The following is a 12,952-nucleotide window of genomic DNA, read 5'->3' on the forward strand; positions in this document are numbered from 1 at the left end:
CCTTGGTGGAGGGTGCACCTTCTCGTCAAGACGCCATTTCAGTTGGTGAGCCTGCGGTACACGAGGGTGGCGGCGATGGCTGTGAGGGCGAGGAAGTGTTCGGGCTTACGCCCGTAGCGGCGGTGGCGTCGTCGACAGCCCGATAACCAGGACAACCGGCGGGCGGGTCTCCACGCCGGTCATGGTGTGCCGCGTCGGTCCCCGGTGGGTGAGGCTGCGTGCGGACCTCCGTGCTGTTGCGGCCGCCCGGCTCGTGCCGCACGACGAGGCGGCTGCCAGGCGTGAGGCGCTCCACCCAAGTCGCCAGTCCGGCATGGCATTCCCGCTCAGGCGCACCGCTTGACGGGAACGGACAACCTCCTTGAGAAGCGCCCACGTATGCGCTCCCTTGGCGCGCCGGGCTGTACTCCAGCCGTAGATCGCTGGTGCGACGTGCGACCGACCGCGCCTACGGGTGCGTGTCCGTGATCGCGATGACCTCGTCGAGGCGGTCCAGAGCGGCCTGCAGGTCGTCGACCTTGGCCTGGATACGGTCGCGTTCGGCGCGCAGCATGGCTCGTTGCTCGGCGTCGGTGTGCCCGGTGTCCCAGCACGGAAGGAGTTCCGCGATCCTTCGGCTGGTGAGACCGGCGGCAAACATCTGCTGGAAGAAGCGCACCAGGGTGACGGTGTCCTGCCGGTAAAGGCGCTGGCCGGACGGGCTGCGCTCCGCGACTAGCAGCCCCTGCTGCTCGTAGTAGCGCACGGCGCGTACCGAGACGCCGGCGCCCCGCGCCACCTCGCCGATGCGGATCAGCCGCCCGGCCGCGGCTTCCGTGACGGACATGGTGATTCCTCTCGCCCCGGTCCTGACAGCCGGCACTTGCCTCTGACGCCAGCGTCAGGTTTTAGCGTACCGGGCATGGACATCAACAACTCCGTCGCCCTTGTCACCGGAGCCAACCGCGGCCTGGGCCGCGCCTTCGCCCAGCGGCTGCTCGAACGGGGCGCCCACAAGGTCTACGCGACGGCCCGCCGACCGGAGACCGTGGACCTGCCCGGGGTCGAGGTGCTGCCCCTCGACATCGCCGATCCCGCATCCGTGAGGGCCGCCGCCGAGGCCGCACCGGACGTCACGCTACTCATCAACAACGCGGGAATCAGCACCGGGACCGATCTGGTGACCGGTTCGCTGGACGCGGTGCGGCACGAGCTGGAGACCAACATGTTCGGCCACCTGGGAATGATCCGGGAGTTCGCGCCGGCGCTCGCCAGGAACGGCGGGGGCGCGATCGTCAACGTCCTCTCCGCCATGTCGTGGTTCGGGGGCAAGGGCGCCAATGCCTACCACCTGACCAAAGCCGCAGCCTGGGCCATGACCAACGGCGTCCGCCTGGAGCTCGCCGAGCAGGGCACGCTCGTGACAGCGGTACACCTCGGCCTGGCCGACACCGACATGGCGGCGGGCTGGCCCGTGGACAAGATCGCTCCGTCGGACCTGGCCGACGCGGCGCTCGACGGCGTCGAGGCGGGCTCCGCCGAGGTCCTCGCCGACCAATGGAGTCGGGACGTCAAGTCCCGGCTGCCGCTGACGCCGGAAGAGTTCAACGCCGCGATGGACCGCGCCCTGGCGGCACTGATGGCGGCCTGAGGGGCCCTCGGACCGTGACCGCTGCCGGGTCGTGCAGCGCGAGCCGCCAGCCGATCGGGCCGCCGTAATCGTGCACGTACATCGCGTACCGCTCGATACCGAGCTGCCCGAGCAGGTCCCGGGTCAGCTCGGTGAGGGCGTCGAAAGTGTAGGTGAAGCGGGTGGCCTGCGGCGCGTCGGAGTGAGCGAAGCCCAGACGGTCGGGGGCGACGAGATGCCGCCGGTCGGCGAATAAGGGGAGCAGGTTGCGGCACATGAAGGAACTCGCGGGGAAGCCGTGCAGCAGCACCAGCGTGGGTGCGTCGGCGGGGCCGGCTTCGCGGTAAAAGAGTCGTCGGCCGCGGACTTCGGCGAAACGGTGATGGATCTTCGCCATGGTCTCACCCTCCGCGCAGGGCCTACCCCCTGGTCTTTTCGGCCAGCGCGATCAACTCGAGCGCGGCCGGACCGGAGGATGCCGGGTTCTGGCGGGTGACGAGCAGTCCGTCGGTCACCACGTACGGTTCGAAGTCACCGGCCTTGGAGAAGTCGGCTCCCTTGGAGAGAGTTCGTCCTCCACCAGGAAGGGCATCACCTTCGTCAGGCCCGTCACCTCTTCCTCGCTGTCGGTGAAGCGGGTGACCTTGCGGCCCGCCACCAAGGGCGTGCCGACCGGGGTACGGCAGTGCCGCATCGCGCCGGGGGCGTGGCCCACCAGCGCCAGTGGGGTGCCCAACTCGACGGCCCGTCCGCGAGTGCGGTCGACGTCGGGTCCTCGGCGAGGTCCAACAGCGGCCCGTGTCCGCCCGGGTAGAACACCGCGTCGAAGTCGTCGGCGTTCACCGTGTCCAGCGGCACGGTGTGTCCAGTTGGGCCTCGGCCCAGGTGTCGGCCTCGAACCGGCGGGGCTGGTCGGTCTGGAACTGCGGCTCGTTGCTCTTGGGGTCCAGGGGTGGGCGCCCGCCGCAGCGCACCCCTGCCCCCCCCCGGGGCCCTCCGCTACCGGTGCGTGCGCAGTCCGTCGAGGATGAGCGCGAGCATGTGGGGGGCCCGGTCCACCGGGGTGGTCGCGGCACGCCACAATGCGCCGGTCAGCTGGAGGAAGTCCCCAGGCGCGGCGTCCACGCGGATGCTTCCGTCCTTCTTGCCGGCGTCGAGGAGTTGGGTGATCGCGGCGATGACCGGCCCGTAGCTCTGCTCGCTGATCGCCTGGTGCACGCCCGGGGTGAGTGCGTCGCCCAGGCCGTGCTTTCGCCGCATGGCCTCGACGAGGTCCATCGTCCAGTGCCGCAGGGCTTCCAGTGGCGGCATCTGGGCCAGTAGGTCGGGCACGGTGCCGGTGATACGGGCGACCTCGTCCTGGTTGACGGCCAGGACGAGCGCCTCGCGTGTGGGGAAGTTGCGGTAAAGGGTGCCCGCGCCGACTCCGGCGCGCTGGGCGATCTGGTTCATCGACGTGCTGCCGTCCGCGGTGAGCGCTTCGCGTGCGGCGGCGAGGATGCGTGCCCTGTTCTCACGGGCGTCTGAACGGACCACGGGACCTCACGTTGCTAAGTGGAGAGTTCTCCACTACGTTATGTGGAGAGCTCTCCACATACTTTAAGGAGCGTCATGCATTACATCAAGCTCGGCATGACCGGCCTCGACGTGTCCCCGATCGCGATCGGCGCGATGACCTACGGCGAACCCGACCGCGGGCATCCCGTCTGGTCGAAGGGCGAGGAGGACGCGCGCCCGCTCATCAGGTACGCACTGGAGACGGGGATCAACTTCTTCGACACCGCCAACATGTACTCCAACGGCTCCAGCGAGGAGATCCTCGGCCGCGCGCTCAAGGACTTCGCCGACCGCGACGCCGTGGTGATCGCCACGAAGCTGCGCCACCCGATGCGGCTGGGACCGAACGGCCGCGGCCTGTCGCGCAAGGCGATCATGACCGAGGTCGACCACTCGCTGCGCCGCCTCGGAACGGACTACATCGACCTCTACCAGATCCACCGCAATGACCACGCCACGCCGTGGGAGGAGACGCTGGAGGCACTCAGCGACCTCGTGAAGGCCGGCAAGGTCCGCTACCTCGGCGCCTCGTCCATGCACGCGTGGGAGTTCGCGAAGGCGCTGCACCTGCAACGGCAGCACGGCTGGGCACGGTTCGTGTCGATGCAGGACCACTACAACCTGCTCGCCCGCGAGGAGGAGCGGGAGATGATCCCGCTGTGCCTGGACGAGGGCGTCGGCACGATTCCCTGGTCGCCGCTGGCCCGCGGCCGTCTCGCCCGCGCGTGGGACGATGCCCGCTCGACGGCGCGCTCCGAGACGGACGGCGCGTACACGGACACCCTCTACTCGCCCGAGCAGGAAGCGTCCAACCACGCCATCATCGACGCGGTCGGACAGGTCGCCCACGCGCACGGCGTCAGCCGCGCACAGGTCGCGCTCGCCTGGCTGCGCCGCCAGCCGGTTGTCACCGCACCCCTGGTCGGCGCCGGCTCGATCCGGCAGATCGACGAGGCCGTGGCCTCCCTCGACATCGCGCTGACCGACGACGACGTGCGCGCCCTGGAGGCCCCGTACACCCCCCGCCACGACTGGCAGGGCATATCCGACGAGGCCGAGCTGGAGGCCATCCGCAAGCGCGTTCCCGGCATGGCTCTCGTATGAACCGCCCTACCGAGAGACTCCCCTTGACATTCGAATCCCGAGCTGAGGGCACACAGATGGCACAGGTACTGGTCACCGGAGGAACAGGATTCGTCGGGAGCTGGTGCGTCCTGGCCCTGCTCGACGCCGGGCACACCGTCCGCACCACCGTCCGAGACCTGCGACGCGAACCGGCTCTGCGCTCGTGGCTCCACGCGGCCACGGCGTTCGACGACGACCGTCTGACGGTCGTACGCGCCGACCTCGAACACGCCGAGGGCTGGGACGACGCCGTCGCCGGCTGCGACTTCGTCCTCCACGTCGCCTCGCCGACGCTGCGCCGCACCCCGGCGACCGACGACGAGCTGGTGGTCCCGGCCCGAGAAGGTGTCCTGCGGGTGCTGCGCGCCGCCCGCGACGCCGGCGTGCGTCGGGTCGTCCTGACGAGCGCCTTCGGCGCCATCGGGATCGGGCACCCGCCGCGCTCGACGCCGTTCACCGAGGAGGACTGGAGCGACGTCGACAGCGACATCCCGCCCTACCAGCGCTCCAAGACGCTCGCCGAGCGCGCCGCCTGGCAGTTCGTCGCGGACGAAGGCGGTGGGCTGGAACTGGCAGTGGTGCATCCCGTGGGGGTCCTCGGCCCCCTGCTCGGCCCCGACGACCCGCCCTCCCTGCGCCTGGTGCGCAGAATGATCGAGGGACGGGTGCCTGCCTGCCCTCCCTTCGGTATGGGCTTCGTCGACGTGCGCGACGTCGCAGATCTGCACCTGCGTGCGATGACCGATCCGGCGGCCGCCGGCGAGCGGTTCCTCGCAACCGCCGGGAGCAGCCTGCGGGTTGTCGAGATCGCGCGCATCCTCCGTGACCGCCTGGGAGAACGCGCCGCCAAGGCCCCAGCCCGCGAACTGCCCGTGTGGCTCGCACGAGCGCTGGGCACCGTGAACCCGGAACTGCGACTGCTCAGGCACCAGCTCGGCCGGGATCTCGAGGCCACAAGCGCCAAGGCGGAGCGGCTTCTCGGCTGGCGGGCCCGGCCCATCGAGGACACCATCGCGGAGACCGCCGAGAGCCTCCTCGCCCACGGCGTCGGGAAATGACCGGCTCGTGACCGGCCGACGCGGCAGTTTTGCGGGAGACACCGAAGGTGCGTCGGACTGGTGCCCCGAAGCGACTGGGTCCGCCAGGCGGTTTCGTTTGGATCATCGGGCGGACCAGAGGAAGGCGCCTGCGATGTGCAGTCCGGCCAAGTAGATGGTGGCTGTCCGCCTGTTCGAGGGAGAGGGCATCGCCACCGCGCCCAGGCCGAGTCACCACTTCGACCAGCAACACCGGGCGCTTCGCCGGCCCTTCCCGGTCGCTTCGACCGAGCCGGCGATCTCCTTCACCCTGCCCGTCGCCCTGCCGCGCCGGGGTGACGCGCTGGAAGTCCGGGAGCTCACCCGGAAGGAGATGCTCCGGATGGACCGCCTCGGCTGGATACTCGACCGGATCGACAGGACCAGGCCGGCCCGACGGTACGAGTACCAGGTCGGCAGGATGGCCGTCCAGCTCACGCCCGTCCTGCACCGCATCGCAGCGATACCCGAACGCCACCCCGGCGACCGGCGCAACACCCTGCAGGGACATGGCATCCGCGACGCCGACGCTCAGTCGAGGCCTTCGATGATGCGGAAGTCGCGCTCGACGCAGTCAGCCAGTACGGCCAGCGCCTCCTGGTAGGCCGCGCTCGCGCGTGCGGCCACCGCCTGTTCGAAGCTGTCGAACTCGATCAGGATGGTGCGCTCGGCAATTCCGGCGTCGTGTGCGACGACCCGGCTGCCGCGGGAGAGTACCCGCCCTCCTGCGGCCCTGACGGCTGGACCGGCCAGCTTGTCGTAGGCAGCAAGCCTCTCAGGGTCCGCGATGGTGCGGTAGACGCTGACCCAGTAGCCCTTGGCCACGGTTACCTCCTGTGTTCGGAATTGATGATCAGAAGCATGCTCGGATCCATGGCCGGCGCGCCTTGGGCCGGCGAGCCGACCGAGACGGCGTCGAAGTCGGACGGCTTCGCTCAACCGGCTGGGCTGCGATCGGATGGGGGTCGGGTGAGCGTCGGCGTGCGAGGACGAGCCAGAACCGGTCGATGCGATGACCGGCCTCGCTGGAAGGGCGGCGGCCCGGACTGGGACGAAGAGGAGCCGACAAGCAGGTACGAGTCGCGCCAGTACGACCCCTGCTCCAGATGCCGCCAGAACTGGCCCGGCTCTCACAGGAGCAGTTGGACCTGCTGCGCACCGGCACCCTCGCCTCGAACGCGCAGGCCTCACCGCATGACCGTACGCACGATCGTTGCCTGGCCGCCGACTCGGATCCGGTCTCCCGTGCGATCGCGGTGGACGGTCGCTGTGATGGTGGACGGGCTGCCGAGGTGGTCACCCATGTCGACAGCGAGGCGGTATGTACCGAACCCGGCAGCATGCGCTGCCAGGCAGGCCGTGCTGTTGGCGTTGGCGATGTCCTCGGGGACGCCGATCGACGGGGCGAACATCCGGGCTGCTGCTCGGCCGTCTCGATCCGGGAGCGAGTAGGCGTAGCAGCCCAGCAGACCGTAGCGGTCACAGGCTGCGCGCAACAGGGTTGAGTCCGGCGTGAGTTCGGCCAGTGCGGCGCGGGATCGGAGGGGCAACAGAAGCCTCGGCCGCCCGTTCGACGCCACGCAGGCGTCGCCGGCGACCGCGTCCTCCGTCAGTCCGAGGCCGCCCGCGACCGCCCTCAGTTCGGGTCCACCGGCGCTACGCAGGCTGACCGGGCCCGGGTCGAACGACACGGTCAGGCCGTCACCGTTTCGGCTTGCCCGACCGTCGAAGCTGCGGTGGACCGTACGTAGGACGGCACGGAAGTCGTGGTCGCAGCCTTCGCGTTCGGCGAGCACGGCGAGGGCGGCGACGGTGCCGTGGCCGCAGGCGGGCAGTTCGCCCTGGGCGGTGAAGAACCGCAGTGTGTACGCGGGCCGACGACGCTCGATTCCCGTAGCGCGGAGGAAGACGGCGTGCGATGTTCCCAACTCCACGGGAATGCGGCATCGCTCCTCGTCGGTGAACGGCGCATCATCCACCACGGCGGTCGGGCTGCCACCCGCGCCGTCTCGCTGGCACGCGTCGACGACCGCTACCTCGGACATGGCACCGGACCGGTCGTCAGCAGCATGGTCAGGTCCAGTGCGGGCGCGCTGTGCGTCAACGCCCCGACCGAGATGAGGTCGACGCCCGTCCCGGCGATGGGGGGAACGGTGTCCAGGCGGATGGTGCCCGAGGCCTCCAGCAGGATCCTGGAAGCGTCGGCCCGCCCGGCCCGGACCTTCACGACCTGCTCGATGTCGGACACCGGCATGTTGTCGAGCATGATCCAGCGGGCTCCGGCGTCGAGGGCCTCGACGGCCTGTGCGACGGTCTGCACCTCGACATCGCTCTCCACGGTCTGCCCGGTGCGCCCGATCCCGCGCCCGACCGCCTCGATCGCGGCGGTCACCCCGCCCGCCGCGGCGATGTGGTTCTCCTTGAGCAGGACCATCGCCGCGAGATCGAGGCGGTGGTTGTGGCCGCCGCCGGCGGTGACCGCGTACTTGTCCAGGGCGCGCAGGCCCGGCGCCGTCTTGCGCGTGTCCAGGATCCGCGCCTTGGTCCCTGCGACAGCTTGGACGTAGCGGTCGGTCAGCGTCGCGATGCCGCACATGCGCTGCAGGAAGTTCAGCGCCGTACGCTCCCCGGTGATCAGGCTGCGCGCCGAACCCGACAGCTGCACCAGGACCTGGCCCTCGGCCAGTCGGACGCCGTCGGCGACGGCCGGTTCGACCGTGACCTCGGGGTCGAGCTGCGCGAAAACCTCGGCGACCACGGGGAGGCCGGCGGCGATGCCGCTGTGCCGGGTGCGGATCTCGGCCGTGGCCGTCAGGCCCTCGGGAACGCTTGACTCGGTGGTGATGTCCTTCCCTGATGCGTCCTCGGCCAGGGCGGCAGCAACGGCGGCCCGTGCAGCCGCCGAGGGGAACTCGGTCGTGGTCATCTGCTCTCCAACTCTGAGTGGACGTCGGCTCGGTGGCGGCAACCACCGACGAGGCAGCACCGAAGTTCCGCCGGGCCGTTTTGCAGGACCCGGTGGATCCTGAAGTCGCTCTCCCGCGTACCGGTCACCCCTCCCCCAGGCACGAACAGGTTCCGGGTGAGCCGTCCGTGCGACTCGTCGCCGGCCTCGAACTCGGCACCATCCGCAGGTACCGGTCCTCCCGGCCGGTCTCGCCTCCGTCGAACCGTGCTTTCAGGAACGCCTCTCACCCAGGTCTGCAGGGCAGGTGCCACAACAGACCCCTCTGATTCGATTTCCGAAGCGGTCACCGATGCTAGCGTGTCGGAATCCGAAGCATCAACCCTGGAGAGCTGGACATCCCGACATGACAACACCCAGACCTGGCAGTCCTGTTCGTGGCTCGACCACCGGCCGCCCCCTCATGGCCGCACTCGATCTGTTCGGGCGGCGGTGGAGTCTGCGCATCCTGTGGGAGCTACGCGAGGGCCCGCTCGGATTCCGCCCCTTGCAGAAGCAGTGCGACGACATGTCCTCCAGCGTGATGCGGCAGCGCCTGACAGAACTGCTGGACGCCCAGGTGATTCACCAACTACCGGACAGCCGCTACGAGCTCACCCCCCTGGGACAGGAGGCGCGCCAAGCCCTCAACCCCCTCGCCCGGTGGGCGGAACACTGGGCGGCCACGATCGAGCCGCAAGAGCCGGACCACACGGACGGCCCGTCCGCCGGCCGCGTCCCACAGCCGGACACAATGGAGGACGGGGCGCCGCAGAGAAACTCCGCGGACTGACGCCCCGCCTCGGACCGGACGCGGGGCGGGACCGCCGGGGTCACCTGGTTGCCGTGGCTCGGTCGAGCGCCGGGGACAGACGCGAAACCTTTGTCCATCCTCGCGGAAGCAACCCCCAGGCCAACGCCGAAGACCGGGCCCACCCGATGTGCTGCGCATAACTACGCGGATCGAACGGCCCGGTGCCGTTGTCCCGATCCGTCAGAGCAAGCCACCCCCCTCCCCCGCTCGGCGGCCCTCCGCACCAAGGCCTCGGCACAGGACCCCGCCCCGGTTCGCCCACCACCTCGAACGCGACCTTGACGCCGTTGTCGCCGGACTCCCCCAACCGTGGAACTCCGGTTTCATCGAGGGCCATGTCAGCGGGCCTGATCCGACTGCCTGGGATCGTCATCGATCCTGCGGGGCATCACGCCGAGGATCAGATTTTCGAGGGCGTGCGGCATCGGGCCGAAACTGGCGACCCAGGTCTCCACAAGATAGATCTCACTGCCCTCGTCGATACCGAGAAAGAATCGGCCGTGATCGAGCTCGCCGAGTGGGAAGAGACGTCTCCCCAAGGAGTCGCTCCACTCGGAGAACCGGTCATCCTCTCCCCGAGCCAGCTCCGGGTCCAGCTCGAATGGTTCCCGGGCACGGTTGATTCCCGGGCCGCCGATGCTGACGGCCAGTCCTCCGAACTCCTGGAGAAACGTCTCGGCAGCGTCGTGCATGCCGATGCCGACCGCTTCGAACACGGACCGCCAGCCGGCCGTGTCGACCTGCCCGCCCGCTGTCCATCCAGAAGCCTTCAGGACCTCAAGCACGTCCGGCGACCATTCGCTCATGACAGGCCCAGCCCCCCAGCTTGAAGCACGAGGCGATCATCCCAGCAGACAACGCAAGAGAGAACAGCATGTGACCGCACCACAAGCAATGGACCAGAGCCCAAGCAGAAGTGACACAGCCATGCCGCTGCCCGGACCGGCGAGTCCGGGCAGCGGGGTGCCGTCTGTGCGGCAGGGCGTCAGGGCGTCAGCTGCCAGCGCGCGATGTATCCGACGTCGATGGATGCCCGGTCCTGCACGCGCAGTTTCCAGGTGCCGTTCAGCGGCTGCGCGGAGGCGTCGACGGTGAAGGTCTGGTCGACGTTGTCGGCGGAGCCGCCGCTGCGGTTGAGCAGGGAGTAGACGGTGCCGTTGGGGCCGACCAGGTCGACGGTCAGGTCACCGCGATAGGTGTGGACGATGTTGACGTAGACCGAGGTGGTCGCGGAGGCGTTGCCGTCACGGCCGGTGATGGTCACTGGTGACTCCACGGCGGGCCCGTTGTCTGGTATGTCCACACGGGTGGCGTTGGCGTAGACGTAGGCGATCCGCCAGCTGAAGGTCTTCGAGACGGACGCTCCCGTGCTGTCGGTGACTTTGACGGTGACGTCGCCGGTGCCGAGTGTCGTCGGCGTGCCGGTGATCAGACCGCTGGGGCTGATGCTCAGGCCGTCGGGCAACCCGGTGGCCTCGTAGGTCAGTGTGGCTCCGGTGTTGGTGGTGTAGGCGTCGAGTTGGAGGCTGACCGCCTGGCCGATGCCGCTGGTCTGGTCGGCGATCGGGGCGAGGTTGACCCCGAGGGCGACGCGGTTGCCGACGTTGATCGCCGCCCAGGCGTCGGCGACGGCGAGGTAGGTCGGGCTGTAGGCGCCGAACAGATCCGCGGCGGCGGAGAGGGTGGCGGTGCGGGCGCCGGCGTAGTTGGTGGTCGAGGTCATGTACGTCGTCAGGGCGCGGTACCAGATGGCGGCGGCGTTCTGGATGCCGACGCCGGTGACGGGCTGGCCGTCGTAGGTCGGACTGTCGTAGGAGACTCCGTTGACTGTTTTTGCGCCGCTGCCCTCGGAGAGCAGGTAGAAGAAGTGGTTGGCGGGGCCCGAGGAGTAGTGGACGTCGAGGCCGCCGAGGGAGGGGCTCCAACTGTCGGCGGAGGCACCGTCCTTGGAGGGCTTGTCCATGTACCGCAGCGGGGTGCCGTCGCCGTTGATGTCGATCTTCTCGCCGACCAGGTAGTCGCCCGGGTCGGCCGGGAGGTTCTCGTAGAACTCCACGGCGGCGGCGAAGATGTCGGAGGTCGCCTCGTTCAGTCCGCCGGACTCGCCCGAGTAGTTCAGGCCTGCCGTGGCCGCGGTGACGCCGTGGCTCATCTCGTGGGCCGCGACATCCAGCGCGGTCAGCGGGTGGTTGTTGCCCGAGCCGTCGCCGTAGGTCATGCAGAAGCAGGAGTCCTGCCAGAAGGCGTTGACGTAGTTGCTGCCGTAGTGGGCACGACTGTAGGCGGCGACACCGTCGTTGCGGATCCCGTTGCGGCCGTACGTCTCCTTGTAGTAGTCCCAGGTGGCCGCGGCGCCGAACGCGACGTCCACGCCGGCGGTCTGACGGTTCGACGGCAGGCCGTCTCCCCAGACATCGTTGTCGTCCGTGAAGAGGGTGCCGGTGCCCGACGTGCCCTGGTTGAGGTCGTACGTCTTGTGTCCCGCGCGGTCGGGGTCGGTGAGCTGATACGTCGATCCCGACTGGGTCGTGCCCAGCGGGACCGTGCCGACGTACTGGCCGGTGCCGGTGCCGGTGTCCACCTTCTCGGCCGCCAGGAGCTGTTTGCCGGTGGTGGCATCGGTGACGACCTGCAACTCGCTGGGGGTGCCGTCCCGTTGGACGCCTTCGACGACGCTCTCCCAGGCCAGCACGGGCTTTCCGGAGCCGGCCCAGATCACCAGGCGGGGCTTTTGCTCGACCTCGGAGCCCTTGACCCGGGCGTGCTTCGAGGCCGCTTCGGCCTTGTCTGCCGCGACGGCTGGGCGGATCCTCGGAGTGAGCGAGGGCACGGCAAGGGCCGCCCGGCTCGCCCTGGTGACGGTGGTGCGGCCGCTCCTGTCGTGGACGACGAGATCGCCGCCGAGGACGGGCAGGCCGGCGTAAGTGCGCTCGTAACGGGTGTGCGTGGTGCCGTCGGCGTCCGTGATGACGTCCTTGACGACGAGTTTCTCCTTGACGCCGAGGCCGATACGGCGTGCCGTGTCGGCGGCCGAGTCCTGGGCGTTCTTCAGCAGAGCGGTGCGGCGGGCGGGCGTCAGGGACGCCGGCAGGGCACCGGCCCGGGGCTTGGCGGTGATTTTCGCGGGGCTCGGGCCGGTGGGCGCGGCGGTGGCGTGGCCGGGAAGGGTCAGGGCGAGTAGAGACCCCAGGGAACTGAGAGCGACGGCGGCGGCGCGTCTACGCCGGGCAGGGGTGCGGTCTCGCAGGGGCAACGGTTTCTCCTTCGATATGACGGCCCATGAGGGCCGCGGGCGGCACAGAGCGGCGGAGGACGCCGGTCTGGAGGCTGCACGGCATGCGGGTGGAAGGAGGTGGGGGGTGAGGCGGGGCTGGGGGTGACGCTGCGGGTGCACCACGTGGTGAATCTGTCAAGGAATGGTGAACTTCCTGCAGAAGAGTGACACCGCGCACGCCGAACTGTCATGCGCCGGTCAAATGATCGGCTGGAAATGGCTATGCAGATCAGGCAAATCGGAACGGACGACGCCAGTTTTCGGCCGCACCCGACGTTGGACAGTCGTCATCGTTTCGACGTCGCACCACCGGCCCGTATCAGGAACCGCCTCGTCACTTGTTGCGGGCGCCGAAGTCGCCGCCGCGAGCAGCACCAGCCTCTTGAACACTGGGCGTCGCGCCGCCCCATCCGCTGCCCGCTCTCGACCTGCCCCGCTTCAGCGTCGAAGAAGAGGTTCTGGTCCGTCGATCTTCATCGGGTTTCCTCCGTGGATACTCCGTCCTTCAGGGCGGAGAGGAAACGGACTCCTGCGGAGCAGGGCAAGGGGCTGC

At 69.3% G+C, this 12,952-nt stretch carries 13 protein-coding genes and 2 pseudogenes; 5 read left to right on the top strand and 10 right to left on the bottom strand.

What is annotated here, in order from left to right; genetic code table 11:
- Positions 1-38: 38 nt before the first annotated feature.
- Positions 39-161, bottom strand: a pseudogene (locus tag ACFY1E_RS26045) (IS5/IS1182 family transposase); the annotation flags it as partial.
- A 287-nt stretch (positions 162-448) separates the two neighbouring features.
- On the bottom strand, positions 449-826 hold the full coding sequence (locus tag ACFY1E_RS26050; RefSeq protein WP_389079880.1) for a MerR family transcriptional regulator: 378 nt from the start codon (positions 824-826) through the stop codon (positions 449-451).
- Between the two features lie 75 nt (positions 827-901).
- Between ACFY1E_RS26050 and ACFY1E_RS26055 the strand changes: the two genes are divergently transcribed.
- Positions 902-1,630 carry an SDR family oxidoreductase gene (locus ACFY1E_RS26055; RefSeq protein WP_389079881.1) on the top strand — a complete coding sequence of 243 codons (729 nt, stop codon included), beginning with the start codon at positions 902-904 and terminating at the stop codon, positions 1,628-1,630.
- Between the two features lie 13 nt (positions 1,631-1,643).
- On the opposite strand, the pseudogene ACFY1E_RS26060 reads toward ACFY1E_RS26055, so the two are convergent.
- From ACFY1E_RS26060 to ACFY1E_RS26070, 3 genes and pseudogenes are all read right to left on the bottom strand, one after another.
- Positions 1,644-2,006 (bottom strand): annotated as a pseudogene (locus ACFY1E_RS26060) (alpha/beta fold hydrolase); the annotation flags it as partial.
- 114 nt (positions 2,007-2,120) lie between these two features.
- Positions 2,121-2,345: a hypothetical protein gene (locus ACFY1E_RS26065; RefSeq protein WP_389079883.1), complete on the bottom strand. Its 225-nt coding sequence runs from the start codon at positions 2,343-2,345 to the stop codon at positions 2,121-2,123.
- Positions 2,346-2,608: 263 nt separating this feature from the next.
- Positions 2,609-3,145 (bottom strand): TetR/AcrR family transcriptional regulator, encoded by a 537-nt coding sequence (locus ACFY1E_RS26070; RefSeq protein WP_389079884.1) that lies wholly within the window; start codon positions 3,143-3,145, stop codon positions 2,609-2,611.
- Positions 3,146-3,220: 75 nt separating this feature from the next.
- On the opposite strand from ACFY1E_RS26070, the gene ACFY1E_RS26075 reads away from it, so the two are divergent.
- From ACFY1E_RS26075 to ACFY1E_RS26085, 3 genes are all read left to right on the top strand, one after another.
- The gene (locus ACFY1E_RS26075; RefSeq protein WP_389079886.1) at positions 3,221-4,270 is read left to right on the top strand and encodes an aldo/keto reductase; all 1,050 of its coding nucleotides are present in this window, start codon (positions 3,221-3,223) and stop codon (positions 4,268-4,270) included.
- A 56-nt stretch (positions 4,271-4,326) separates the two neighbouring features.
- Complete coding sequence (locus ACFY1E_RS26080) at positions 4,327-5,349, top strand: SDR family oxidoreductase (protein ID WP_389079887.1); 1,023 nt, start codon at positions 4,327-4,329, stop codon at positions 5,347-5,349.
- Positions 5,350-5,503: 154 nt separating this feature from the next.
- Positions 5,504-5,971 (top strand): hypothetical protein, encoded by a 468-nt coding sequence (locus ACFY1E_RS26085; protein WP_389079888.1) that lies wholly within the window; start codon positions 5,504-5,506, stop codon positions 5,969-5,971.
- Here ACFY1E_RS26085 and ACFY1E_RS26090 read toward each other — a convergent pair.
- From ACFY1E_RS26090 to nadC, 3 genes are all read right to left on the bottom strand, one after another.
- Complete coding sequence (locus tag ACFY1E_RS26090; protein WP_359433773.1) at positions 5,899-6,192, bottom strand: DUF1330 domain-containing protein; 294 nt, start codon at positions 6,190-6,192, stop codon at positions 5,899-5,901. The two genes, ACFY1E_RS26085 and ACFY1E_RS26090, sit on opposite strands and share 73 nt — an antisense overlap.
- Before the next feature lie 362 nt (positions 6,193-6,554).
- Complete coding sequence (locus ACFY1E_RS26095; protein WP_389079890.1) at positions 6,555-7,412, bottom strand: PhzF family phenazine biosynthesis protein; 858 nt, start codon at positions 7,410-7,412, stop codon at positions 6,555-6,557.
- The gene (gene nadC / locus ACFY1E_RS26100) at positions 7,400-8,293 is read right to left on the bottom strand and encodes a carboxylating nicotinate-nucleotide diphosphorylase (protein ID WP_389079891.1); all 894 of its coding nucleotides are present in this window, start codon (positions 8,291-8,293) and stop codon (positions 7,400-7,402) included. Before nadC ends, ACFY1E_RS26095 begins: the two co-directional genes overlap by 13 nt.
- 385 nt (positions 8,294-8,678) lie before the next feature.
- On the opposite strand from nadC, the gene ACFY1E_RS26105 reads away from it, so the two are divergent.
- Positions 8,679-9,104 carry a winged helix-turn-helix transcriptional regulator gene (locus tag ACFY1E_RS26105; RefSeq protein ID WP_389079893.1) on the top strand — a complete coding sequence of 142 codons (426 nt, stop codon included), beginning with the start codon at positions 8,679-8,681 and terminating at the stop codon, positions 9,102-9,104.
- 359 nt (positions 9,105-9,463) lie between these two features.
- On the opposite strand, the gene ACFY1E_RS26110 is transcribed toward ACFY1E_RS26105, so the two are convergent.
- Together ACFY1E_RS26110 and ACFY1E_RS26115 are read right to left on the bottom strand one after the other, a co-directional pair.
- The gene (locus ACFY1E_RS26110; protein ID WP_389079894.1) at positions 9,464-9,931 is read right to left on the bottom strand and encodes an SUKH-3 domain-containing protein; all 468 of its coding nucleotides are present in this window, start codon (positions 9,929-9,931) and stop codon (positions 9,464-9,466) included.
- Between the two features lie 179 nt (positions 9,932-10,110).
- The gene (locus ACFY1E_RS26115; RefSeq protein ID WP_389079896.1) at positions 10,111-12,378 is read right to left on the bottom strand and encodes a M4 family metallopeptidase; all 2,268 of its coding nucleotides are present in this window, start codon (positions 12,376-12,378) and stop codon (positions 10,111-10,113) included.
- Positions 12,379-12,952: the final 574 nt, after the last annotated feature.

It is taken from the genome of Streptomyces sp. NPDC001604, assembly GCF_042893475.1.
Classification (GTDB): domain Bacteria; phylum Actinomycetota; class Actinomycetes; order Streptomycetales; family Streptomycetaceae; genus Streptomyces.

Coding starts and splice junctions, on each gene's coding strand:
- ACFY1E_RS26050 (WP_389079880.1), bottom strand. CDS start 826: ATGTCCGTCACGGAAGCCGCGGCCGGGCGGCTGATCCGCATCGGCGAG.
- ACFY1E_RS26055 (WP_389079881.1), top strand. CDS start 902: ATGGACATCAACAACTCCGTCGCCCTTGTCACCGGAGCCAACCGCGGC.
- ACFY1E_RS26075 (WP_389079886.1), top strand. CDS start 3,221: ATGCATTACATCAAGCTCGGCATGACCGGCCTCGACGTGTCCCCGATC.
- ACFY1E_RS26080 (WP_389079887.1), top strand. CDS start 4,327: ATGGCACAGGTACTGGTCACCGGAGGAACAGGATTCGTCGGGAGCTGG.
- ACFY1E_RS26085 (WP_389079888.1), top strand. CDS start 5,504: ATGGTGGCTGTCCGCCTGTTCGAGGGAGAGGGCATCGCCACCGCGCCC.
- ACFY1E_RS26095 (WP_389079890.1), bottom strand. CDS start 7,412: ATGTCCGAGGTAGCGGTCGTCGACGCGTGCCAGCGAGACGGCGCGGGT.
- nadC (WP_389079891.1), bottom strand. CDS start 8,293: ATGACCACGACCGAGTTCCCCTCGGCGGCTGCACGGGCCGCCGTTGCT.
- ACFY1E_RS26105 (WP_389079893.1), top strand. CDS start 8,679: ATGACAACACCCAGACCTGGCAGTCCTGTTCGTGGCTCGACCACCGGC.
- ACFY1E_RS26110 (WP_389079894.1), bottom strand. CDS start 9,931: ATGAGCGAATGGTCGCCGGACGTGCTTGAGGTCCTGAAGGCTTCTGGA.